Source organism: Janthinobacterium sp. ROICE36, from assembly GCF_002869965.1.
Lineage (GTDB): Bacteria > Pseudomonadota > Gammaproteobacteria > Burkholderiales > Burkholderiaceae_D > Janthinobacterium.
In genome coordinates this window covers 1-21667 of sequence record NZ_PEBS01000042.1, presented here as the reverse complement: position 1 = coordinate 21667, position 21667 = coordinate 1, and the positions used below count along the sequence as shown (strand labels likewise).

The following is a 21667-nucleotide window of genomic DNA, read 5'->3' as shown; positions in this document are numbered from 1 at the left end:
GACATGACCATCATTATCGAAACCGGCGCCGGCCTCCCCGACGCCGAATCCTACGCCAGCGTTGCCGCAGCAGACGTGCGCTGTGCCAGCCTTGGGCTGACCGCCTGGACAGCGCTGGCCGAAGCTGACAAGGAAATCGCCCTGCGCAAGGCCATGATCTTCATGTCCACCTATCGCACCCGCTGGGCTGGCCGCCGTGTTTATCAGCAGCAGGCGCTGGACTGGCCGCGCTACAACGTCGAGGTCGACGGCTTCATCGTGCCCAGCAACACGGTTCCGCTGGACATCATCAATGCCTGCATCGACCTGGCCGTGCGCGCTGGCAGCGGCGAGGATCTGTTGCCCGACCTCGATACCGGCTCGAACGCGATCAAGAAAGACAAGACCGGCCCGCTGGAAACGGAGTACTTCCAGAACACCACGGATGCACGCGAGCGCTTCGTGGCCGTGGATGCGCTCCTGGCGCCTTACTTCGGCTCAGTCGGCAGCGGCAATTCGATCAAGGTGACACGAGCATGAGCGAGTATCCAGCAGTGAAGATCGACGGCTGTTTCGTCGCCAACAATACCTACCGCGACGGCGATAAGGTCTGGATCGTCACCAACCTGATCGCACGCGCTAAGGACTTGGTTCCGTTCGACCTGCCGCTGGCAGCGATTTACAGCGGATCGGAAGTCTGGCCAGCCGTGGGATCAGCTTACGGCATCGCGCATCATGTGCGGCGAGCGCTGGACGTCGACACCAGCCACCCGATCATCATGTGCCAGCAAGGCTTCATCATGGACGGCTGGCATCGCGTGCTGCGTGCCCTGATCGACGGCAAGACCACTATCAAGGCCGTACGCTTCGTGGAGACGCCGCCGTATGACTACTTGAAAGCGCCATAGGCTATGACCGATTACAGAAAAACCGCCGTGCGCACCGACCAGTCGCTGCGGCGCAAGGGCGGCATCGTGGTGCTGCGCCAGGTAGTCACCGGTCCATATGATCCAGGCCTGGGCACGGCGCCCAGTACCACCACAGACTACGAAGGCACGGGCGTCAAGATCAACTACGAGGCCGAGAACATCGACGGCACGCTGATCCAGGCGGGCGACCAGAAGCTGCTGTTGTCGCCACTGCAGCGCAACGGCGCGCCAATGCCGGCGCCGACCACGGCAGACTTGGTGCTGTTCGGGGGCGCCAGCTACACGGTCAAGGCGGTCGAAACCACAGCACCGGTCGATGTGGCCGTGCTGCACACGCTGCAACTGCGGGGGATTTGATGGCCAGTATGTCGTTTTCCATGCAGATCGCCGAATTCATTGCGAAGACCAAGGCCAACCAGGATCTGGTCGTGCGAGCCATCACGATGGAGATTTCCAAAGAAATCGACAGCAAGTCGCCTGTTGGTAATGCCAATTATTGGAAGAGTAAGCCTCCACCGGGTTACGTGGGCGGAAGATTTCGTGCAAATTGGCAACTATCTTTGGGATCTCCCGCCACAGGGGTATTGGATAAGGTCGATAAAGATGGATCTGCCACTATCGCCGCTCACGCGGCTGCGAACAAGGCAGCAAAAGCAGGCGACGTTATTTATCTGGTGAACAATCTTGCCTATGCAAAAAGAATCGAAGAGGGCTGGTCCGGGCAGGCGCCGATTGGCGTGGTTGCCCGCACGGTAGTGAAATTTAGCGTCATCGTTGATAATGCCGTCAACGGGGTGCGTAACGGCACAAGCACCACCGATTTTGCGCAAGGGTATAAAACTTACGGTCTATAGGGATGTAAGTGCTTGAGGTGTTATCGCTGCGCGCCAGGTGTTGCCGGTATTGATCCTGCAAATGGTCGCTTGCGCAACGCCGAACTTCCGCGCAATCGATGCCTGCGGTTCTCCCACTGCCAGCAACGACCGAATTTCTATAACTTCTTGGTCGGTAAGTTTGGTCTGCTTATTTGCCATGCCCCGGTGTGTGCGTCCGGCTGCAACTTTATGATCTTCATTGCCCTGTCGGCTCACCCATTCAAGATTGAAGTCCTGGTTGTGCTCTTTGTCGGAATTTATATGATTCACTTCAAGTAGCTGATCCGGATTCGCCACAAAGGCCATCGCGACAAGGCGGTGAACATAATGTTTAGTGACATGGTTTTCAACTGAAAGCTGAACCATTTGGTAGCCGCTATTCGATATCCAGTGTTTGAGCGGCGTAGGCTTGATGAACCGCTTACCGCCTCCCCGTATGCGCGCGTATCGATTCGCAGACTGCACGCGGCCCAAATTGGAAACCTGATACAGCCCTTCAAAGCCGACAATCGGACGCCAGTTTTCTTCCATTTTGCTCTCCATTAAAGAGTGATCATTACTGAGGTGGCACGGCAGGCGGGTAATGAATCCGCTTTTCGACCGCTAAATCTATCCGTGCAAGCAGAGTATATATGAGCCAATCAACAATACGCGCAGCGCTTGAGGCGGCCCTAGCCAGCCTCGCGCCAGTGATCGACACAGCATGGCAAAACGTGCCGTACACGCCAGTCACTGGCCGGCCGTACCAGGCCGCATACCTGCTGCCGGCGGAGCCGAACAACCATTCCATGGGCGACGGCTCGCGCCAAGAGCACGGCATCTTCCAGGTCAGCCTGATGTATCCGCCAGGGCAGGGCACAGCCGGCGCGGGCGCGCGAGCTGAAATGATCAGGGAACTGTTTCGCCGCGGCGCAAGCTTCACGAAGGGCGATTTGACCGTGCAGATCGAGCGAACGCCTGAAATCGCCGACGGCCGCGAGGACGGCGACCGCTGGATGGTTCCTGTCAAGATCAGGTATTTCTGCAACCTGTAACCCGCATTACCCCACACAGATCGCCTCGGCGGTCTTTTTTTTCGACCAAAGAAAGGCAATCCACACCATGACCACTGCAAACGGCATCGACAGCCTGCTCGTTATTGGCAAGCAAACAGCGGAAGGCACGAAGGCTCTGGCCGCCGCCGGCCGCCTCTATCCGCGCGTGACCGCGACGTTCGACACGGACGCCGACAAGTACTCCAGCAACGAGATCGACCCCAGCCAGCAGCAAAGCGATACGCGCCTGGGCAACTTCCGCACTTCCGGCGCCATCAAGGGTGAAGCCTCGTGCGGCACCTATGCGGTGCTGCTGGCCGCGCTGCTGCGCCGCGACTTCACGGCCGGCGGCGTCACTGCAGCGCAAAACACCATCGCTTCGGGCACCACCGGCCTGACGCGTAGCGCCGGCTCGTTCCTGGTGGACGGCCACCGCGCGGGTACCGTCGTGCGCATCGGCGGCTTCCTGACCACCGGCACGGCCAACAACGGCAAGAACTTCTTCGTCACCTCGGCCACCGCGCTCAAGTTGACGGGCCAGTTCATGGACGGCAGCGCCATGGCGGTGAAAGTCGAAGGCGATCCAGTAACCGTGACCGCGACCGGCAAGCGCAGCTTCACGCCGCTGACCGGCCACACCACGGACTGGTTCACGGCTGAAGTTCAGGATCCTGGCATTGCCGTCAACCGCTGCTTCATCGACCAGCTGGTCAGCAAGGTTGATATCTCCGTACAGCCGAACGGCATCACGAGCATGGATTTCACCTTGATGGGCAAACTGGAAGGCGCGACCACGCCGGCCGCTTACTTCAACGCGCCAGCCGCCACGCCCGGTACCGGCAAGTTTTCCGGCGCCACCGCGATGCTGTCGGTCGCCGGTATCCCGTCGCAAATCTGCACTGGCATGTCGCTGTCGCTGGATGGCCAGGTCAAGATCGATCCCGTGATCGGCTCCAAGTTCGCCACTGCCGCCTCGCGCGGCAAGGTGTTGGGCAGCGGCCAGTTCACCGTGCTGATGCAGGATTCAGCCTATATCGACTACTTCAAGCAGGAAGTCGAACTGCCGCTGGCCTACGCCATGGCAGCCAGCACGGCGCCGCTGGCCGAAGTAATGGCGATCGCCATGGGCCGCATCAAGATCACGTCGGCCAAGGTGGATGACGGCGAGAAAAACAAGATCGTGACGTGTTCTTTCGATGTACTGCGCTATCAAGGTACTGATGCGCAACACGAATCCACCACCATCGCGTTCCAGGACACAAGCCTGGTGTAACCACTTTACGCGCGAATAGGCCAATGAGCCGAAAAGTGGTGTGCACACCTGCACCTCCTGCCGCGCGCCCAATTTCAGGTGCGGAGATCGACGATGAAAGAACTTTTGTTTAATGACCATCAATTCAAAATAATTGAGCGCGACGGCAATACCTGGCTTTCGGCAACTGATATCGCGCTGGCACTTGGTTATGCGCGGAGTGACAAGGTTTCGCAGATTTACGATCGGCACAAGGCTGAATTCTCTGCTTCAATGGCGGCAGTTTTTCAGAACCTCAGTTTGGGACATGGCGCCCCACCATCCGACGTGCGGTACTTTAGCCTGCGTGGTGCGCACCTGGTGGGCATGTTCGCCCGTACCTCGAACGGACAAGCTTTCCGCGCCTGGGTGCTCGACCAGCTGGATGAGGCGGATCGTCAAGCCGCGCCCACCCGCTCACTGATGGCGGCCTGGTTCAAGGCCAAGGCGGCCGTCGACGCGCAGGACAAGTTCGCCAGCATGTGCGGTAAAGGCCTGAGCGAGCACAAGCAGGTCAAGCCCCCGTTGAAAAAAGCGCTCGACCAGATCGCAACACAGATTCAACCTTCACTTCTCAACTGACCCGGCCCTGCGCCGGGTTTTCTTTTTGGTGCAAGCCAACCCAAGCACCGACCGGTCGCTGTCGCCTTCGTGGGCGCGGCGGCCGGCACGGGCACTTGTCACAACCCACGAAAGGCACTATCCATGAATACCACCCAGGCACCTGCAGTCCTGAACGCCGCTCAAGCCATCGCCGTCGCCGGCTTCGACATCGCCAACCTGTCAGCGCCTGCCGCGCGCGTGACCTTCGATGTGCCCGTGATCTTCGACGCCGACGGCGAGCCCGTGGCCGGCATCAAGATTGTCGGTAAGAACTCCGACGAGTACCGCAAGGAAAGCCACGCCGTGCGCGCCGAGGGTTACAAAAAGTCGGCCAAGCGCAAAACGGCCATCGACGCCTCCACCGACGAAGGCGCAGATCAGCTGGTGAACGTCATCGATGACAACCAGAAGCGCCTGGCGCTGGCCGTGGCTGTCGACTGGTACGGCTTCACCAGCAACGGCGCGCCCGTCGCCTTCGACAAGGGCATGATCGCCGCGGCGTTCGACAAGTACCCGACCTGGCAAGACCGCGTGACGACCGCCCTGGAAAACGACGCCAATTTTTTGAAGGTCTAACCCAGGCCCTGCTGCTGTATGCCGATCACCTATTTGATCGCGCGGCAGCTGCAGGCGATGGTAACGCCAAGGGCGATCACCTGGATACCGCCCGGCAGAACCCGCTTTATCGGGCGCCCGAGGCACCGGCGGTGCCGCAACTGCCGCCCGAGTTGGCCTATATCTGGACCTGGTTCACCCAGCTGAACCAGAAACGCCAATGCGGCATGGCCGTGAACTCGCTGACCAGTGCCGAGATATTGGCCTGGCAGGCGCGCCATGGTGTCCGCTTCGATCCGTTCGAAGAGTGTGTAATTGACCGCCTTGACGTGCTTTTTATGCACCATCAAAACAAGAAGGAAACATAAATGCCAGATATCGCCCAACTTGGACTTTCCATCGATACGCGCCAAGTGGTCGATGGCAGCAAAGCCCTGGATTCTCTCGGTGAGGCAGCGGTGCGCGTCGAGCAAAAGACTGCTGGTGCCACTGCAGCTGTCGACAAGTTGGGCGAGGCCAGCGCTGGTGCCAAGGCCAAGGCCACTGAAGGTGCGGCGGCTGTCGATGCGCTGGGTGATGCCGGTGCACGGGTCGCGCCAAAAGTGGCTGGAGCAACCACGTCCGTTGATTCGTTGAGCGCGGCAGCCGTGCGCGTGCGCTCGACGTCGGTGGAGGGGGCTGGCGCGCTGGACAGCTTTACCGCTGCATCGGCTGGTGTGTGGCGCCGTGGTAGCGACGCCGCAAAAAGCGTCGAAAGCCTGGGTGATGCAACTGCCCGCACCGGCCAACGTGCAGCCATCAGCAATGGCCAGATGGATGACGCGTCCAAAATCATGCGTGCCCAGGCGGAGCAGGCGCGCCAGGCAGCGCAGGCCACGACGGCGCTGGGTGGCTCGACCACGCAACTGACGCTGGGCCAGCAGCAACTGATCGAGCGCATGCGCGAACAGGCGGCCACGATTGGCATGAGTCGCACACAGCTGCTGGCCTACCAGGCTGCGCAGATGGGTGTTACCCAGGAAACGCAGCGAGCAATTGCGACCATCAAGGCGCATGAGGATGCGCTCAAAGCCGCCGCCAAGGCAAAAGAGGATGCGGCCCGCTCGTCCGGCGTTCTCGCTGATGGACTCAAAATGCTTGGCGCGGCGTATGCAGCGTTGAAGGTTGGTGAATACATCAAAGATGCTGCGATGATGGCGGCCCGCTACGAGACTCTGGGTGTGGTCATGGAGGTAGTCGGCCGCAATGCCGGCTATACGAAGACGCAGATGGATACGGCATCGCAAGGCATCGCGCGCCAAGGCATCACCATGATCGAATCGCGCGAGGCGGCTGTGAAATTGGTGCAGGCGCACGTCGATCTGCGGCACGCCAGCGAATTGGCACGCATTGCACAGAACGCCGCAGTGATTGGGCACATGAATTCGAGCGAGGCATTTGATCGGCTGGTCAACGGCATCGCGCGCGGCAACGTGCTTATTCTGCGGAATATCGGCATCAACGTGAACCTGCAATCCGCCTATCGCGAAATGGCGGACTCTCTCGGGAAAACAACAAAGGAATTAAGCGAGAACGAGCGCGTCGAGGCGCGCCGGATCGCCGTGTTTCAGCGCGGGGTTGATATTAATGATGTGTACGAGAAAAGTATGGACACGGCTGGTAAGCAGATTTTGTCCATGCAGCGATACACTCAGGATTTCAAGACCACGTTCGGCGAGACTTTTAACGAGGTCCTGACCATCGGCGTCATGGCGCTTACCGACCACCTGAAAAATTCCAATAAAGAGATTACGGCACTGTCGAAAAACAACGATTTGGAAGAGTGGGGGCATAGCCTCACCCGGATTTTCTCGAGTATCGGAAATACCGTTGACAACGCCGTTACGACCTTTCAAAAGCTAAAAGGTTGGACCGACCACAAAACCGCGCAGGATCACATCAACACAGACTTCGATGCGCAATCGAAGGCAAATAGCGACGCTGGTGGAGCATGGGGCGACAAAGCAATCTACGAACGCGAAAAGCGTATCGAGTCGATGCGCAAAGCGGCGCTTTCACAAGAGAACGTCGACTACGTTACACATCAGGCCGAACTGGATGGGCATTTTGATCGTTTCGCCAAGGCTGCAACTGAGCGCGAGGCGGCTCGCACTGCCAAGCGGAAAGCCGATGCCGATGATCGACTGAAGATCGACGAGGACTATCTCAAAAAATCTACCGCGTTGCTCACTGCCAATACCAATAAGAGCGTGGAAATTCAACAGGCAGCGCAGACCAAGCTTTACAAGGAAATCTACGAAGGCAAGCCAAACTACCGCGACACCGAAGGTCGTGAGCTCAAGCCAAAAGCTGACCAACCTGAAAACACTCGGCTGGCAGCTCAAATCAAAGGCTATGAACGCGAAGCGGCCGAGGTGAAGCGCCAGAATGATGCTTTGGGCAAGTTGGACGATCTGTACCTGAAAGCCGGCGAATTGTCTGCAGAGCAGTCCTACGAGAACAAGCGCGCTTATGCTGCTGCCACCTATCAAGCTGAGGTGGATGCGTACCAGAGCGAACTTGCGGCGCTCGCAAAGCACAAGAACGCCACAACTGCGGAGGAAGAGACGCACCGAAAAGAATCTGAAGCAATCATCGGTAAGCTTGATGCGACTGAGAAAGCCTTCTTTGACGAGAGTTTCCGTCGGGACGAAGAGGAGCGCCTGCGCCAGGCGGCCATCGCCACCGCCGCATCAGATGCTGCAAACAAGGAAATCGCGGCCATTAATGCCCAGGTGGCCGCTGTTGAGGAGCAAATTCGCACCTACGGCTTGTTGCCGGCGCAAAAGACCGCTTTGGCAGTCGCTGACCTTGAAGAGCAAAAAGCTGCTCTTGCAAGTTTCGAGGGCAATGAAAAGGTTATCGATGGCATCAATCGCAAGATCGAAGCGATGAAACGCCTTGGCATCGTGCAAGGCAAGGCTTCGACGCAAGAGCAGGGCGGCGACGTTGCCAAGGCCAAGGAGCTGCTGGACATCCTGACGGCTGTCGACACCGCAACGAAGTCGGCAGCGCAAGGCATGGCGGCGTCGTTCGGCGCGGTCGGCACTGCGATAGGTGGACTGACGACGGCATTGTCTGGTTATGCCGTGCAGCAGCAGGCAATCGCTGCCCAGTTGGCCGCCGCTACTAAAGATGCGCATGGTGATCCGACCAAAGTCGCAAAGGCCCAGGCCGCTGCGGCCCAGCAGGGTGCGCAGGCGCAGATCAAGTCGTATGGCGACATGGCCAGCGCCGCGAAGGGATTTTTTAAGGAAAACAGTGCCGGCTATAAGGTAATGGAAGGCGCCGAGAAGGCTTACCGTGCCGTGGAGATGGCGATGGCCGTCGAGTCGATGGTGCAAAAACTGTTCGGCGTGACAACTGTGACGACCGCGACCGTGGCCGGCGAGGCCATGAAAGCAGGGGCAGTTCAGGCGGGCGTTGCAACCCAGTTGGCAGCCGACACTGTCAAGGGCACATCCGCTGCGGCAGTGGCCGTGGCCACCCAGGCGCAAGGTGATCCTTACAGCGCATGGGTTCGCATGGCCGCAATGGCGGCTGCGATGGCGGCGCTCGGTTTTGCGGTATCTGGTGGAGGCAGTTCCGACACGACCGCCAAGGACCGCCAAGCCGCCACCGGTACCGGATCCATCCTGGGCGACTCATCCGCGAAATCGGAATCGATTGCCCATAGCCTGGCCATCATGGAAAAGAATTCAGGGCTGGGCCTGGTGCATACCATTTCGATGGACGCCTCGCTCAAGCAGATGGTGGCGGGCATCGGCAACCTGGGCAACCTGCTGGCGCGCTTGGGTGTGACGGCCGAAGGCGGCGGTGCGGCAGCTGGTGTGCAGACTGGCACCAAAGTGCTGGGCGGCACCCTGGGTACCGTCGCTGGTGTTGCTGCTGGCGGAATTGGTGGCGCAGCGCTTGGCACATACCTGGGCATGGGCATGGCCGCCATTGGAGGTCCGCTGGGTCTGGCCGTTGGCGCCGTGCTTGGGGCTGTGCTGGGCGGTGTGGTGTCGAAACTGTTCAACACTTCCACTTCCATCAAAGATCAGGGCATTACCGGCAAGGCCATGTCGCTGGGGAATGTGGATGCGTTGGGCTTCACTGCCCAGGCATACGCTGATGTCAATACGAAGAAAAAGGCTTTCGGAATCAGCTATAGCGACAAAGACAGCACCCGAACTTCCGCGCTGTCGGAAGAGATGAACCAGCAGTTCAGCATGATCATCAGCAGCATGGGCAATACGATCCGCAGTGCAGCGGATGCGTTGGGCATGGGCGGCGATGTTTTTAATGCCAAATTGAATACTTTCGTCGTCGATCTTGGCAAGATCAGCCTGAAAGGGCTGACGGGCGAAGAGCAGCAGAAAGCGCTGGAAACCGCGTTTTCAAAGATGGGCGACGACATGGCCAAGTTCGGCGTGGGCGGCCTGCAGCAATACCAGGCTGTCGGCGAAGGCTATCTGGAAACGCTGGTGCGCGTCACCAACGACTACATGCAGGTGTCCGATGTGCTGGCCGTGCTGGGCAAGTCGTTCAGCACGACGGGCCTGGGCGCCGTCGCGCTCAGCGAAGGCCTGATTGCCGCAACTGGCGGTCTGGACAAGCTGACCAGTGGCACCAGCTATTTCGTGCAGAACTTCCTGAGCGAGGCCGAGCAGATGGCGCCGATTACCAAATCGGTACAGCAGGCCATGGCCGCCCTGGGTCAATCCGGCGTAACGACCAGTGAGCAGTTCAAGGCCCTGGTGCTGGCGCAGGACTTGAACACGGCCGCTGGCCAGGCCATGTATGCGCAGCTGATCGCCATTGCCGAGCCGTTCAAGAAGGCTGCCGATTACGCTGCTGAGCTGGCGGCGGCCACTGGCGAGTTTGCCGCAGTGGCAAAAACTGCCAGTGAAATCGCCAGCGAGCACCGTGACCTGCAGCAGCAGCTGAACGAATTGACGAAAAGCGAAACGGAACTGCTGGCCATCCAGCGCTCCAGCATCGCCGCCGTCAATCGCGCGCTGTTCGACCAGGTGCAGGCGGCCAAGGCTGTTGTTTCGGCCAAGGATGCGCTGGCCAAGGCCTACGAGACCGAATCGACTGCCGCCAAGGCTGCGCTCGACAAGTCGAAGTCGTGGGTGACCACGCTCAACGGCCTGAACGCCAGCATGGCCCTGGGCAACCAGTCCATCCTGACGCCGGAGCAGAAGTACGCCGAGGCGCGCGCGCAGTTCGAGAAGACCCTGGCAGCGGCCAATGCCGGCGACACGACGGCGCAGTCCGGCCTGTCGGCAGCCGAGCAGGCTTTCCTGACGGCATCGCAGGTGGTCAACGCCTCGGATGCCCGCTATGCGGCAGATTACGCCCGCGTGGTGGCTGCCAACAACGAGGCGTTGAAATGGGCCTCGGCCCAGGTCGACGTGCAGCAGGCCAGCCTGGATGCCCTCAAGGCCCAGGTATCGGGCCTGATCACCATCAACGACAGCGTGCTGACGGTGGCGCAGGCCATCGCCAACCTGCAGGCGGCGATGGGCACGGCGACCGGGCTGGGCGTGCAGTTCGACGGCTCCCATGCTGGCGGCCTGGCCAACGTGCCGTTTGACGGCTATGCGGCCGAGCTTCACCGCGGTGAAGTGGTGGTGGACGCGCAAGCGGCGGCAGCCATGCGGCGCTATTTCGGCGGCGCGCCAAGTCAGGGCGGCGGCAACACCGATGCGCTGGTGGCGGAAATTAAGCTGCTACGCGCGGAAGTGGCTGCGCATCGAGCCGACCAGAGCAAGCAAACCGGCGCCGTGGTCCAGGCTACAGTCGAATCGAACGACAAAGCAGCAAAAACGGTTGTGGCCGGTGTTGATAAATCTGCCAAGGCATCTGCCTGGGCGAAACAAGTGGAGTACTCGCAATGACCGATGTGCAGTTTCTTGAATGGCTAAAGAGCCCGCTGGCCATTCGCATGGTGCTGATCGAGGCCCAGGTAAACGTCGCCGGCAGCGAGGTGACACGCTACATTGCCTCGCGGCCGTATGTCACAGGTCCAACGGAGGTACCGGCCAACACCGTGTATCTGCCGCTGGCCACCGGCGGCCTGGCTTTCACCGAGCAGGTCAGCCTGACTGGCGAGGCGGGGCTGTCGGGCGGCGATATCGAGCTTGGCAACGCTGACGGTGCTCTCGACGGCTGGCTCGGCGACGTGTGGCGCAATCGGCCGATCAAGGCCTGGGCCGGCGATCCGCGCTGGCCGCGCGCCGATTTTCGCCTGGTGTTCGACGGCATCATTGCCGACATCGCCAGTGCGAGCCGCGAAACGCTCAACCTGTCCTTGCGGGACAAGCTGCAGCGTCTGGACGCGCCTATTGCCGAGGCAAAGCTGGGCGGTACCACGCCAAACAAGGACGCGACGCTTCCGATCCCGTTCGGCGAATGCCACAACGTCACGCCGCTGCTGACCAATCCTGCCACGCTGGAGTATGGCTTCCTGGGCGCGGTGGAGTCGAGTTTCGAGGTGCGCACCAACGGCAAGCCGATTGCCGTGGCTTTGAATGACCAGGCGGGCCGCTTCAACCTGACCACCGATCCGTTTTCCACCACGATCACAGTCAGTGTGCAGGGCGACAAAGGTGGCGGCTACGCACCGCGCATCGCCCCGCTAGTGCAGCGCATCGCCACCGCCTACGGCAAGGCCTCGGATCGATTCACGCTGGCCGACCTCGACCTGGACAATCTGGCCGCCTTCGATGCCGCCCACCCGCAGTTGGTGGGCCTGTACGTTGCGGACCGGACGAACCAGGCGCAGGCCATCCAGCAGCTGGCGGCCAGCGTGGGCGCCCAGGCGCTGATGTCGCGCACTGGCCAGCTGCGCCTGGTGCAGATCGCGCTGCCCGCCGCCGGCGTGCCGGTGCAGATTGGCCCCGAACACATGAAACTCGATTCCTTGCGCCCGGTACAGCGCCTGCCGGTGGTGGCGGCCGTCAAGATCGCCTTCGACCGCAATTACACGCTGCAGGCCAGTCTGACCACCAGCATCCCGGCCGAGCATGCCGACCTGTATGCGACGGAGTGGCTGACGGAAACCGCTGTCGATGCCGTGGTCAAGGCACGATACCGGCTGACGGACGACCCGCCGCAGATCGAAACCTGCCTCAAAACCAACGCAGACGCGCAAGCGGAAGCGGCGCGCCGCCTGGCTCTGTACAAGGTGCAGCGCACGATTTACGAATTTGACGGAGAACCTGAGATGATGATGCTGGAACTGGGGCAGCCCGTGGTGCTGCGCGATGATCGCTTCGGGCTGCAGGACGGCGTGCCTGGTGTGGTGGTGCTGCTGTCGCACCAATGGCTGGCCGGGCGCGTGACGGTGGGAGTGCTGGTATGACGGCCATCGGCGGTGCGCGAGATACGCTGCTGCAGGCGACGGCGGAGCGTTTCAGCACGACGGCGGACGGCAAGGCGATCCTACTGGCTGGCAGCACGCCTGTGTTCCGCGTGAACAGCGCCGGCGCCGGCGCGCCCGGCTCGATTGCCATTACCGCCAAGCCGGTGAACGTGGTGGGCGATATCGTATTTTCAGTCTCCGCTGGCACGCAGATCACCGTCAACGGCAATGTGGCCACGGTCGATTTTGCCACCATGACCACCGATACGTCCCTTGTGCAGGCGCGCATCCGCGAATTCGGTGTTGACTACATCGCCAATTACATGGTCAGCAAGGTATTCGACGGCATCAATGGCGACGCTGGCCTTGCTGGCTTGAACACGGGCCAAGCCTTCGCCTACAAGCGCGCGGCCGTGGCGCCTGTCGATTCGCCGGGTGACGTGATCTTCACCTTTTCCACGGCCAGCATCACGACGCCGGCCGGCAACGACTTGGCCAACGGCTGGTCGAAGAATATCCCGGCAGGCACGGCGCCGCTGTACGTGCGTGTGGCCTCTGCCAGTTCGCGCAATGCCACGGACAATATTGCCGCTAATGAGTGGGCGGGAGCGGTGCAGCTGGCCAAAGATGGCGCTGCCGGTGCAAATGGCAGCAACGGCGCGAATGGCGTGGACGGCCTGAACGTAGCTCCCGTGCGCATCTACCAGCGTGGCGCCACCAACATCGCGCCGGCGCTGCCGAGCGCGGCATGCACGTTCACTTTTGCCACGGGCGCACTGGTGGGCCTGAACAACGGCTGGTCGACCCAAGTGCCCACTGCCGGCGGCGCCTACCTGTTCACCTCAGGTGCCACGGCCGCTGCGCGCACGGCCACCGATGACATCGCCCCAGGCGAATGGGCGGCCGCTGCGCGCCTGGCCGCCGACGGGGCGACTGGCCAGCGTGGCACCGTCACCGTGACGGCGCCCAGCTATTCGACCTGGTCGGATACCTCGGCTGTATATGAGCTGGGCCGCGCCGGCTACGGCGCGCCGATCAACCGCGACACCGTCACGCTGTACGACGCCACGCATGCGGTGACGAAGTATTTTGATAACGGCGCATGGCTGGTGCTTGGCACGGTGCTGAACGGCAATTTATTGGTGGATGGCTCCGTGGCGGCCAAGGCGTTGTCAGTGGATAAACTGTCGGCATTCAGTGCAAACCTGGGGAATGTGACTGCGGGCGACTTGTACGGTACGACGTTGCATGGTGGTGTTGGCTACCCCGGCAATGCTTATGGCTGGCCGAGCAACGGCGGCATCGGTTTTCACCTCAGTGAGCGTGGCTTACTACTTGGTAACCCTGCAACAGGTGGCTACGTAGAGTTGGGGAGCAGTGGCTATGTGGCCATGCCTGGCTTTACTGTGGTAAATGGGAATGCTACTTTTTCGGGTGTCTTATCGGCAGCTGGCGGGTCGTTTAAAGGCGAACTGGTGGCCGCTACAGGGACGATTGGGCTGCTACGCAGCAAAGCGACAGGTGGCCGCGTCGAAATCTACGGTAGTGCCATCAAGATCTTCGACGATAACGGTACGCTTCGAGGAATTTTTGGCGAGCGAAACGCATGAAATTCGGGGTGACATTATTAAAGGCTGACAGCACCGTGCTGGTTAGTTCAGACAGTTTCGGCATCGTATTTGTCGATCTGATGGCCGTATCTCCAGGCGTTTCTGCAACGAGATCTTTTCCCGCCTTTGCGGGCCGCACATTTAAAACGCTGAGCGGTTCATTGGCTCAGCTGAGCTATCCGGCGGGTGTGCCGACAGTTTCTGTCAATGGTGCGGATTTTACAAAAATTGAAAAAATATACATTTTCTCGCTATGACCTTTGGCATCTACTTTGAAAATAACGATGGCAGCCTGATTCTGTCTGCTGACAGCCCGGGGCTGGCCTACGTAGGTGTGGCGCCATTTATTGGATCGGCTGACGCGCCAGGATCTACCAGCACGGCGAAGGTGCTGGGCCGCTACCGCGTAACCTCGATAAACGAGCCGCTGGTTTTCATCGAACTCGCCCCTGGCGTGCTGTTCAACGTCTATTCGGTGACACTTTCGGCAGTCAATACTTGGGACATTCTGTTGTATTGCGCAGCTTCGTCGGGTGGGAATGGGCCGGCACCAGCAGCCCGCCAGCCCAGCGTGCATTGTTTCGCCCCGCTCACAGGCGAGGTGAGCGGTGGGTATGGTTGTTGGCTGTTTGATGCCTCCGGCAATTGCACATTCGATGCGGGCGCAAAAATGATCATGCCGCGCGCGATTGGTGACTTTACTGCTGCAACACCGCCAGCTGGTTCATTTGACCTGCAAAGCTACACGTTACCCAGCATGGCGCGGCCAGCGGTTTGCGGTCTGGCTGATGGTCGTGGGTCGCGCGGGCTTGCCGTATCACCTGGCGCCAGTGGCTCAACGCTGATGCAATTTTCTGGAGCATTTTTGTTTCGCTCGCCGAACATCTTAGATCGAACCCAGATGTGCGTCGATGCCCAGCCGGAGGATATTCCGCCCTTTGCACTGAACATGCGCTACCGCGCCAGCACCGTACTGCTCATTGATATGGCAGATTATTAACGAAGTGAGAGAGCATGCCAAATCTACGCATCATCTACGACAACGCAGCCGACCGCGCGGCGCTCGCCGCATCCAGTCAGTCCGGCGCGCTGGGCCCGGCCAACCTGCAGCGCGACAGCAAAAGCGCCGTACTGCGCTCGCTTGGCCTGGCGCTGACCATCACTGCCACCTGGCCCACGCCCGAGATCATCGGCGGCGTGGCACTGCCATTTTGCAACCTGACGCCGATGGCGACGATCCGCGTGCGCGGCTACGTCGAGCCAGGCGACGCCGCGCCCGATTTCGATACGGGCGTTGTACCAGCATGCGAATACGCTGCGCTGGGCATGTGGGACTGGGGCGCGCTGCCGCTGGGCGTGAACGCCTTCAGCTACGGCGGCGGCACGTATGCGCGCTGCTGGCTCCAGATGCGCAGCGTCAAAAAGCTGGTGATTGACCTCGCCGACCCGGACAACCCGGCAGGCTACATCGAGGCGGCGCGCCTGGTGATCGGCCCTTACTGGAGCCCGGAGCAAAACGCCTCGTACGGTGCCGGCGTCACGTCGATCGACACCAGCACGCAGTATCGCAACGGCGCCGGCGGGCAAACAGTCGGACGCGGCGCGCTGTATCGCAAGCTGTCGCTCGCATTGGATCACATGACGCCGCTGGATCGGGCGGAACTATGGCGCATCGTGCGCGGCAACGGCCTGTCGCGCCCGCTGCTGATCAGCCTGTATCCAGAGAGCGACGACGGTGAGCTCGAGCAGACGCACCAGGTGTATGGGCGCATCGCCAGCAATTCCGCCATCACCACCCCGTATTACCAGGCATATGCCACCAACATCGAAATCGAGGAAATGTAATGGGTGACTTTTTTTATTATGGCCAGAAGGACATGATCCGGCGCCTGAATGAACTGGCTGGGCGCGGTGCCGTGGTGGCGTCGTACGCACCGGCTGTGGGGAAGTCGCCGCTTGGCGGGCCGAATGGCTTTATTGATCCATTCTGGCTTGATAGCTCTCTTCCGATCAAAAGCCAACTTCCAATTTCAGCGGGGTCTGGGACGGTAAATAAATTCGGCTTTAACTACCTGCAAGGTGGTCAGGCAGTGCGCATGTATAAGATCGCTACTATGCAAGCAACTGCCTCAAATACCTACGCTTCGCTGCGGATTGACGCGATGGCCGGTGGCTGGGATGGAAATGGCTTGACGGCCATGACCATTATCTTGGGTAGTCGCGTTGCTGTTGCGAGCGAAGGGGTTTTCGTAGACTGGACAACAAGTCGTTATATCCCGAACACCGTGCGTTTTCATGCATATCTTGAAGCGGATAATAAAGTGTCCGTGTACTTATATCTGGCTGCTGGGGCTTTTGCTCAAGCGTCTTTTTCCCTGCTGGGTATGCAGACTATCACCTATGAAGCTCCGGTAGCGACAGACACTGCCACAGGGGCACTTGTATGGGATTCCACTGCTGCTGTGGGTACGGCTACGTATCGTTCGCCTCGTTCTTACGGTACGGCTGCAACAGCCCCGACTTTACCTATGGGCACCAGCTTTGACAGTATTGTCGAAGTGCGTGCGCAAGATGGTGCAACAGCATGCACGTCGTACATGGCTGGTGCAGCAAAAGCCAATGTCACTGCTGCTGGTGCCAGTCTTGAAGTTATCCGCTATGGTGTAGCCGGAAATACTGGGGTGAACTCGGCAGGCTATCTTCAATGGCTTGCTTCGGCGGGGAATGGCAGCACACAAAAAGAGGGCTACAAGCTCTCGCTGAAGGCACGAGATACTGGTTCTGGAACAGTCTCAGGTACGCTATTTTCTGTGGACGGTGTGGGGCGTATGTACGCGCCATGGCTTAAAGCCGGTACTGCCAGTACACGAGCAATCCACACCCTGAACACTGCAGTTGCTCAATTCGGAGAGATTCTGGAAGTCGGGCGGGAAGGCTCGGTAACCAGCTGCATGGCTATCCGTGCTTCTGATGGCCTTGGGGGCTGGAACAATGCGCAGTCTGTGATGTACGTTGGTAAGAACTCCACGACTAATCGTGGCATTGCTTCCCCCGGTACATTCAATGCCCAAGGTACTGACTACGCTGAATACTTCGTAAAATGTCACTCCTGCGCTGCTGTTATTGCGGGGCAGCTTGTCGGAGTGAACAACAAGAATCAGGTCGCGGATTTGTGGTCAGACGCTGTAATGTTCGCCATCAAGTCCACTGACCCATCATTTTTCGGTGGCGATTCATGGGCCACCGACGTAGGGCCACGCCCATCGCCCCAAGCTGGCCAAGAGCCAACCCAGCCCCTGCGCCGCGAAGACGTGGTCACGCAGCAGCCAGTGCCCGGCACCAACCCGCCGGAATACGAGAACGTGGTAACGGAACCCGGCGACACCGATGACGAGTGGGCAGAAAAGCAGGCCGCCTACACCGCCGCGCTGGCCGCCCACAACATCGCCGTGCAGCAGGACGCCGAGGCCATGGCCACCTTCGACGCGGCGCTGGAAGTCGAGCGCCAGAAGGTCGACCGCATCGCCATCGCCGGCCGCGTGCCGGTCAACGTGTTCGGTACCCAGCCAGGCGACTACATCGTGCCGGTGCAGGACGGCGCCGGCATCAAGGGCGTTCCCGTGCATGAGGATAACCTCAGCATGAAACAGTACTTCCGCGCGGTCGGCCGCGTGATCTCGATTGAACCGGACGGCCGGGCCTATGTGATGGTCAAGGTTGTGTAATACAGCAGCATTCCTAACAAACCCGCTTCGGCGGGTTTTTTCATTTCCACCACCTGAGAGGCCCTATGGCACCTGATGCACAAAGCAATACCGTCGCCGGCATTTCCTACGCCGTGCTGATCGGCGGATTTATCGGCTCGGCCGCGTCACTGAGCTACGCCAAGGAAATGACGAAAAAACAGGCGGTCGCGGCGTTCCTCGTCGGCGGCGCTGTTTCCTGCGCGGCCACGCCGCTGGCCATTCACTACCTGGGCGCGCCTGCCGAGCTGGCCGGAGCCATGGCGTTCTTTTGGGGGCTGGGCGCCATGCGAGCCGTGCCTGTATTTTTCGCCCTGATCGACCGCACGCGTAGCGCCAAGCTGCCGATCTTGCCCGATCAACCTGAGACAAAGGAATAATCATGACAATTATTTCAATCATCCAGGCGGCAGTCTGGCTCTACGTCCTGTACCTGTGCGTCGTCATACTGAACAAAATGGATGGCGAAACGGCGATGATCTCCCGCGTCGGGAATGTCGTCCTGGCGTGCGGCTCGGCGTGCGGGATTATGTCGGCTATCTCTGATCGGGAGATTTTCGAGCTGATGATCGCTGCAGGCGTGGCGGTGAATATGACGCTCAACCGTCGAGGTGCAAAATGAATCTGACGAAAAACTTCACCCTGCAGGAACTCACCGCGTCCGACTGGGCCGCGCGCCATGGCGTCGAAAACACGCCGACACCGGCCGTGCTGGCGGAATTGCGGCGTACGGCCGAGCTGCTGCAGCGCATCCGCAATTACCTGACGGCCAGCACCGGCATCGATACGCCGCTGACCAATATCAGCGGCTACCGCTCGATTCCAGTAAATCGTGGCATCGGCAGCAGCGATGGCAGCGACCATGTGCGCGGCTGCGCAGCTGATTTCAAGGCGCTGCGCATGACGCCATACCAGGTATGCCAGGCGCTGCTGCCGAAATTGGACGAGTTCGGCATCGGCCAGATCATCAACGAGCTGACCTGGGTGCATGTCAGCACAAAGATGGTGGCCAAGCCGATCAACCGCATCATCACCATCGACCGCCACGGCACGCGCGCTGGCATCTTGCAGGTGCGGCCGTGAGCGCCCTGGCCACGCTGGCAGCTGGCGCCGTCAGCGGTATCTGGAAGGCCGCCGCCGTCATCCTGGCCGCCGCGCTGCTGCTGGTGGCCAGCTCCACCGGCACGGGCTGGTGGCTGGCCGCCGGCGACCGTGACACCGCGCGCGCGGCGCTGGTGCTGGAACAAGGCGTTAGCGCGCAGCTGCGCAGCTCGATCACCGAGCAAAACCGCGCCATCGATGGCATGGCCAAGGCAACCCTAGCGGCGCAGGAGCGCGGCGCTGTGGCGCAGGCGGCCGCCGTTGCCAAGGGCAAGAAGTACGACGCGGCACTGGCGCAGATCGCGGGCGTGCGCGCCACGACCTGCGACGAGGCCATGCCGGCCGTCAGGCTGCTGCTGGAGGGAGTGCGATGAAATGGATGCTTGTATTGCTGTTGGCTGGCTGCGGTAGTGCGCCGCTGGCGCCGCAGCGGGTCGAAGTTCCTGTCTTTACACCATGTGTCAAGGCGGTGCCGAAGCGGCCGGTCTATGAGTTCGACCAGCTGGCACCGGTAGCAACGGATGGCGAGATCGTCCTGGCGCTGGCGCGGGACTGGCTGCAAGGTCGGAAGTATGAGGGGGAATTGGAGGTGGTAATTGCTGGCTGTATTCTGCCAGATGAAAAAGCAGAGCGCTGATTGTTGCGGCGCTCATTCACGCGTTTTCACCTGCACTATAGAGAGGATGCAGACTCCACCGGCCAAGAACTGGTTTTGCCATCCTGTGGCACGAGCGCAATTATCGCGCCAGTTTCTATAAGTTGGCAAGCGAGAGCCGAAGCTTCGATCCTTGCCGCGCGATCCGCCTTAAATACGCTAGGTGTTGGGATTTCAATAATTGGCGAGTATTGCATGCCTGCATGAGCGGTAAGCAGGATCACCCCCTGATACATTCCGTCCGACCTCCTGTAGCTGGCGATGCGATACTCATATTCACCATGTTGCACCGTTTGATTGCTATCCAAGGGTATCCCCATCAAGTTGGCTGATAGGGGTAGATTTGCAGAAACATTTTAGTACCAATTCCGATAGCTGAAAATACTGTTTTGTTATTATAGCTGAGTCGAACTCGTGCAAAAAAACAGTTGATGTAGTGACATGTATGCCCACTACGTCCCGACCTTAAAAAGTAGGTCGGAGAAGGGTTGCGGACAGCATAGCCGCTGCTCGACTTGCCGCCCGAGGCTTGGCCCGGCTACATGGCTCCAATCCTGTGCGCCTCGTACGAAGTCCCTGGTGAGCTGGAAGTCGCCCCCCGCCATGTTCAGCATGGTGCCCCACTGGGCCGAACACAAGCTGGCCTGTCAGACCTACAACGCCCGCACCGAGACGGTGGCCAGCAAGCCATCTTTCCGTAGTGCCTGTAAGCGCAAGCAGTTCTGCACTATCCCTGTCGCCAATTTCTTTGAGTCCACTTATGCAACCGGCAAGCCCGTGCGCTGACGGTGGACCGCTGGCCCTTGCCGGCGCATGCATGTCAGCGGAGCAGGGCGGGCTCTTCTAGTTACAAATTTCGCCTTCTGGTTTCCCAAGCTTGGCAATATACTGTGTTTTTATACAGTATATTGATTGCATTATGGACGGCACAACAAACAAGCATCAGTGGCCGGCGAAAGTGGAGGAGCGGCAGGGCATGCCTGTCCGCGTGATTATGCTGCGCAAAAAGGGGCGCCGAATTACGCGCCAGGAAATGCTCGACTCCGAGCCATTGGACGGCCTGCTTGTTTTCGAGCACGTCGGGACGGGCGGATGCGTTCGCCACCATAGCTCTGCCTCGTTGCGCCGGCCAAACTCTGCTGGATCGACCAACATTTGTAGACCGCTTTTCGAGCCCACGATGGAGCGTTTGGATGCTGATGGCCTGATACTCAAAGGGCATGAAAACGAAACAGTAGACGGGGCACTAGTCCAGTACGTCCAGGTCTGGCTCTGCATTCCCATTTTGCCCAGCGCTGTTGCAGCGGGCACCTGACGTTGCCCAGCCGGCCACGCGCTGTTGTTGGTCGACCAGCACGATCACTTGGCAGCCGGCCACCGCGCTGCCATAGTTCAGTTGCAGGTATTCCCCCTGATGTTGATAGCTGGCGGGCGTGCCGTAGCGGGCGGCGAGGGTGAAGCTGTCCAGCCCGATCAGATCGCCGCCGCGGTGTTCGACAATGCCGCTGGACGTGCAACTGCACAGTGCAAGCAAGAGGAGGGCGCCCAGCGCGTGCTTCATTGCAATCTTTCCTTTTGGGTTATTCTTACAGAAGGCAGTGCCTTCTATTATGTTGGGCGCCTACCGACCGGGTATTGTGCAGTCTCAGAAAAGGTCGGATAAGGCGCCAGAACAGGGGCGAAATTTGGGCGAAAACGTGGACGTTCCCAGACTTTTCCAGACATTTAGAGAGAAGTGAAAATGGCATTCCCGCTATGTCTACAGAGGTTTGCCAGGGCGATTGCATGAAGGGTAGGTGCTCGGAGTGACGATAGGGTGAAATATTGCTTGTAAACACGTTGAGAAAGGCGTTTACTCTCGGTATTTGGACGCGTAAATGGCAAACGAACCGATCTCTC

Annotated in this window: 24 protein-coding genes; 22 read left to right on the top strand and 2 right to left on the bottom strand. The window is 59.9% G+C overall.

Annotated elements, in window-relative coordinates; translation table 11 throughout:
• The first annotated feature begins 3 nt into the window (after positions 1 to 3).
• Genes CSZ94_RS17240 through CSZ94_RS17225 form a run of 4 tightly spaced genes read left to right on the top strand, consistent with a single transcriptional unit; the run spans position 4 to position 1762 of the window.
• Entirely contained in the window at positions 4 to 519 is a 516-nt protein-coding gene (locus CSZ94_RS17240; RefSeq protein ID WP_102122636.1) for a DnaT-like ssDNA-binding protein, read from the top strand.
• On the top strand, positions 516 to 887 hold the full coding sequence (locus CSZ94_RS17235; RefSeq protein ID WP_102122635.1) for a hypothetical protein: 372 nt from the start codon (positions 516 to 518) through the stop codon (positions 885 to 887). The genes CSZ94_RS17240 and CSZ94_RS17235 overlap by 4 nt, the downstream gene beginning before the upstream one ends.
• A 3-nt stretch (positions 888 to 890) precedes the next feature.
• Positions 891 to 1265, top strand: a complete 375-nt coding sequence (locus CSZ94_RS17230) for a hypothetical protein (protein WP_102122634.1) — start codon at positions 891 to 893, stop codon at positions 1263 to 1265.
• A gap of 20 nt (positions 1266 to 1285) precedes the next feature.
• A complete protein-coding gene (locus CSZ94_RS17225) occupies positions 1286 to 1762 on the top strand; it encodes a hypothetical protein (protein WP_146009824.1) in 477 nt (158 codons plus the stop codon).
• Here CSZ94_RS17225 and CSZ94_RS17220 read toward each other — a convergent pair.
• Complete coding sequence (locus CSZ94_RS17220) at positions 1757 to 2314, bottom strand: NUMOD4 domain-containing protein (RefSeq protein ID WP_180977516.1); 558 nt, start codon at positions 2312 to 2314, stop codon at positions 1757 to 1759. The two genes, CSZ94_RS17225 and CSZ94_RS17220, sit on opposite strands and share 6 nt — an antisense overlap.
• A 101-nt stretch (positions 2315 to 2415) precedes the next feature.
• On the opposite strand from CSZ94_RS17220, the gene CSZ94_RS17215 reads away from it, so the two are divergent.
• The 18 genes from CSZ94_RS17215 to CSZ94_RS28750 all read left to right on the top strand — a co-directional run bounded on the left by CSZ94_RS17215 (position 2416) and on the right by CSZ94_RS28750 (position 20554).
• On the top strand, positions 2416 to 2817 hold the full coding sequence (locus tag CSZ94_RS17215; protein WP_102122631.1) for a phage tail terminator-like protein: 402 nt from the start codon (positions 2416 to 2418) through the stop codon (positions 2815 to 2817).
• A 67-nt stretch (positions 2818 to 2884) separates the two neighbouring features.
• Positions 2885 to 4090, top strand: coding sequence for a phage tail tube protein (locus tag CSZ94_RS17210; protein ID WP_102122630.1), 1206 nt, complete (start codon positions 2885 to 2887; stop codon positions 4088 to 4090).
• A gap of 93 nt (positions 4091 to 4183) precedes the next feature.
• Positions 4184 to 4690, top strand: coding sequence for a BRO family protein (locus tag CSZ94_RS17205; RefSeq protein WP_102122629.1), 507 nt, complete (start codon positions 4184 to 4186; stop codon positions 4688 to 4690).
• A gap of 123 nt (positions 4691 to 4813) precedes the next feature.
• On the top strand, positions 4814 to 5287 hold the full coding sequence (locus CSZ94_RS17200; RefSeq protein WP_102122628.1) for a hypothetical protein: 474 nt from the start codon (positions 4814 to 4816) through the stop codon (positions 5285 to 5287).
• The gene (locus CSZ94_RS29430; RefSeq protein ID WP_441326566.1) at positions 5230 to 5634 is read left to right on the top strand and encodes a phage tail assembly chaperone; all 405 of its coding nucleotides are present in this window, start codon (positions 5230 to 5232) and stop codon (positions 5632 to 5634) included. The genes CSZ94_RS17200 and CSZ94_RS29430 overlap by 58 nt, the downstream gene beginning before the upstream one ends.
• Positions 5635 to 11193, top strand: coding sequence for a hypothetical protein (locus CSZ94_RS17190; RefSeq protein ID WP_102122626.1), 5559 nt, complete (start codon positions 5635 to 5637; stop codon positions 11191 to 11193).
• Entirely contained in the window at positions 11190 to 12659 is a 1470-nt protein-coding gene (locus tag CSZ94_RS17185) for a hypothetical protein (RefSeq protein ID WP_102122625.1), read from the top strand. The genes CSZ94_RS17190 and CSZ94_RS17185 overlap by 4 nt, the downstream gene beginning before the upstream one ends.
• Positions 12656 to 14269 carry a hypothetical protein gene (locus CSZ94_RS17180; protein ID WP_102122624.1) on the top strand — a complete coding sequence of 538 codons (1614 nt, stop codon included), beginning with the start codon at positions 12656 to 12658 and terminating at the stop codon, positions 14267 to 14269. The genes CSZ94_RS17185 and CSZ94_RS17180 overlap by 4 nt, the downstream gene beginning before the upstream one ends.
• The gene (locus CSZ94_RS27655) at positions 14266 to 14526 is read left to right on the top strand and encodes a hypothetical protein (protein WP_146009823.1); all 261 of its coding nucleotides are present in this window, start codon (positions 14266 to 14268) and stop codon (positions 14524 to 14526) included. Before CSZ94_RS17180 ends, CSZ94_RS27655 begins: the two co-directional genes overlap by 4 nt.
• Entirely contained in the window at positions 14523 to 15269 is a 747-nt protein-coding gene (locus tag CSZ94_RS17175; protein ID WP_102122623.1) for a hypothetical protein, read from the top strand. The genes CSZ94_RS27655 and CSZ94_RS17175 overlap by 4 nt, the downstream gene beginning before the upstream one ends.
• Before the next feature lie 14 nt (positions 15270 to 15283).
• On the top strand, positions 15284 to 16114 hold the full coding sequence (locus CSZ94_RS17170; RefSeq protein WP_102122622.1) for a hypothetical protein: 831 nt from the start codon (positions 15284 to 15286) through the stop codon (positions 16112 to 16114).
• Positions 16114 to 17994: a hypothetical protein gene (locus CSZ94_RS27650; RefSeq protein WP_146009822.1), complete on the top strand. Its 1881-nt coding sequence runs from the start codon at positions 16114 to 16116 to the stop codon at positions 17992 to 17994. Before CSZ94_RS17170 ends, CSZ94_RS27650 begins: the two co-directional genes overlap by 1 nt.
• Before the next feature lie 65 nt (positions 17995 to 18059).
• Positions 18060 to 18392, top strand: coding sequence for a peptidase M48, Ste24p (locus tag CSZ94_RS17160; protein WP_096237047.1), 333 nt, complete (start codon positions 18060 to 18062; stop codon positions 18390 to 18392).
• Positions 18393 to 18394: 2 nt separating this feature from the next.
• Complete coding sequence (locus CSZ94_RS17155) at positions 18395 to 18634, top strand: hypothetical protein (RefSeq protein ID WP_096237045.1); 240 nt, start codon at positions 18395 to 18397, stop codon at positions 18632 to 18634.
• Positions 18631 to 19095 carry a D-Ala-D-Ala carboxypeptidase family metallohydrolase gene (locus CSZ94_RS17150; RefSeq protein ID WP_096237043.1) on the top strand — a complete coding sequence of 155 codons (465 nt, stop codon included), beginning with the start codon at positions 18631 to 18633 and terminating at the stop codon, positions 19093 to 19095. Before CSZ94_RS17155 ends, CSZ94_RS17150 begins: the two co-directional genes overlap by 4 nt.
• Positions 19092 to 19487, top strand: coding sequence for a hypothetical protein (locus CSZ94_RS17145; protein WP_102122620.1), 396 nt, complete (start codon positions 19092 to 19094; stop codon positions 19485 to 19487). Before CSZ94_RS17150 ends, CSZ94_RS17145 begins: the two co-directional genes overlap by 4 nt.
• A complete protein-coding gene (locus CSZ94_RS17140) occupies positions 19484 to 19750 on the top strand; it encodes a hypothetical protein (RefSeq protein ID WP_102122619.1) in 267 nt (88 codons plus the stop codon). The genes CSZ94_RS17145 and CSZ94_RS17140 overlap by 4 nt, the downstream gene beginning before the upstream one ends.
• 597 nt (positions 19751 to 20347) lie before the next feature.
• Positions 20348 to 20554, top strand: coding sequence for an SOS response-associated peptidase (locus tag CSZ94_RS28750; protein WP_258001046.1), 207 nt, complete (start codon positions 20348 to 20350; stop codon positions 20552 to 20554).
• Positions 20555 to 21014: 460 nt separating this feature from the next.
• Here the strand turns inward: CSZ94_RS28750 and CSZ94_RS17130 are convergent, their stop codons facing one another.
• Positions 21015 to 21329: a hypothetical protein gene (locus CSZ94_RS17130; protein ID WP_102122618.1), complete on the bottom strand. Its 315-nt coding sequence runs from the start codon at positions 21327 to 21329 to the stop codon at positions 21015 to 21017.
• Positions 21330 to 21667: the final 338 nt, after the last annotated feature.

What these genes read in the sequence shown, in the direction of transcription:
- CSZ94_RS17240 (WP_102122636.1), top strand. Translation starts at nt 4, where the DNA reads ATGACCATCATTATCGAAACCGGCGCCGGCCTCCCCGACGCCGAATCC.
- CSZ94_RS17220 (WP_180977516.1), bottom strand. Translation starts at nt 2,314, where the DNA reads ATGGAAGAAAACTGGCGTCCGATTGTCGGCTTTGAAGGGCTGTATCAG.
- CSZ94_RS17170 (WP_102122622.1), top strand. Translation starts at nt 15,284, where the DNA reads ATGCCAAATCTACGCATCATCTACGACAACGCAGCCGACCGCGCGGCG.
- CSZ94_RS17215 (WP_102122631.1), top strand. Translation starts at nt 2,416, where the DNA reads ATGAGCCAATCAACAATACGCGCAGCGCTTGAGGCGGCCCTAGCCAGC.
- CSZ94_RS17160 (WP_096237047.1), top strand. Translation starts at nt 18,060, where the DNA reads ATGGCACCTGATGCACAAAGCAATACCGTCGCCGGCATTTCCTACGCC.
- CSZ94_RS17190 (WP_102122626.1), top strand. Translation starts at nt 5,635, where the DNA reads ATGCCAGATATCGCCCAACTTGGACTTTCCATCGATACGCGCCAAGTG.
- CSZ94_RS17205 (WP_102122629.1), top strand. Translation starts at nt 4,184, where the DNA reads ATGAAAGAACTTTTGTTTAATGACCATCAATTCAAAATAATTGAGCGC.
- CSZ94_RS17235 (WP_102122635.1), top strand. Translation starts at nt 516, where the DNA reads ATGAGCGAGTATCCAGCAGTGAAGATCGACGGCTGTTTCGTCGCCAAC.
- CSZ94_RS17180 (WP_102122624.1), top strand. Translation starts at nt 12,656, where the DNA reads ATGACGGCCATCGGCGGTGCGCGAGATACGCTGCTGCAGGCGACGGCG.
- CSZ94_RS17230 (WP_102122634.1), top strand. Translation starts at nt 891, where the DNA reads ATGACCGATTACAGAAAAACCGCCGTGCGCACCGACCAGTCGCTGCGG.
- CSZ94_RS17225 (WP_146009824.1), top strand. Translation starts at nt 1,286, where the DNA reads ATGCAGATCGCCGAATTCATTGCGAAGACCAAGGCCAACCAGGATCTG.
- CSZ94_RS17150 (WP_096237043.1), top strand. Translation starts at nt 18,631, where the DNA reads ATGAATCTGACGAAAAACTTCACCCTGCAGGAACTCACCGCGTCCGAC.
- CSZ94_RS17210 (WP_102122630.1), top strand. Translation starts at nt 2,885, where the DNA reads ATGACCACTGCAAACGGCATCGACAGCCTGCTCGTTATTGGCAAGCAA.
- CSZ94_RS17130 (WP_102122618.1), bottom strand. Translation starts at nt 21,329, where the DNA reads ATGAAGCACGCGCTGGGCGCCCTCCTCTTGCTTGCACTGTGCAGTTGC.
- CSZ94_RS17185 (WP_102122625.1), top strand. Translation starts at nt 11,190, where the DNA reads ATGACCGATGTGCAGTTTCTTGAATGGCTAAAGAGCCCGCTGGCCATT.
- CSZ94_RS27655 (WP_146009823.1), top strand. Translation starts at nt 14,266, where the DNA reads ATGAAATTCGGGGTGACATTATTAAAGGCTGACAGCACCGTGCTGGTT.
- CSZ94_RS17200 (WP_102122628.1), top strand. Translation starts at nt 4,814, where the DNA reads ATGAATACCACCCAGGCACCTGCAGTCCTGAACGCCGCTCAAGCCATC.
- CSZ94_RS27650 (WP_146009822.1), top strand. Translation starts at nt 16,114, where the DNA reads ATGGGTGACTTTTTTTATTATGGCCAGAAGGACATGATCCGGCGCCTG.
- CSZ94_RS17175 (WP_102122623.1), top strand. Translation starts at nt 14,523, where the DNA reads ATGACCTTTGGCATCTACTTTGAAAATAACGATGGCAGCCTGATTCTG.
- CSZ94_RS17140 (WP_102122619.1), top strand. Translation starts at nt 19,484, where the DNA reads ATGAAATGGATGCTTGTATTGCTGTTGGCTGGCTGCGGTAGTGCGCCG.
- CSZ94_RS17155 (WP_096237045.1), top strand. Translation starts at nt 18,395, where the DNA reads ATGACAATTATTTCAATCATCCAGGCGGCAGTCTGGCTCTACGTCCTG.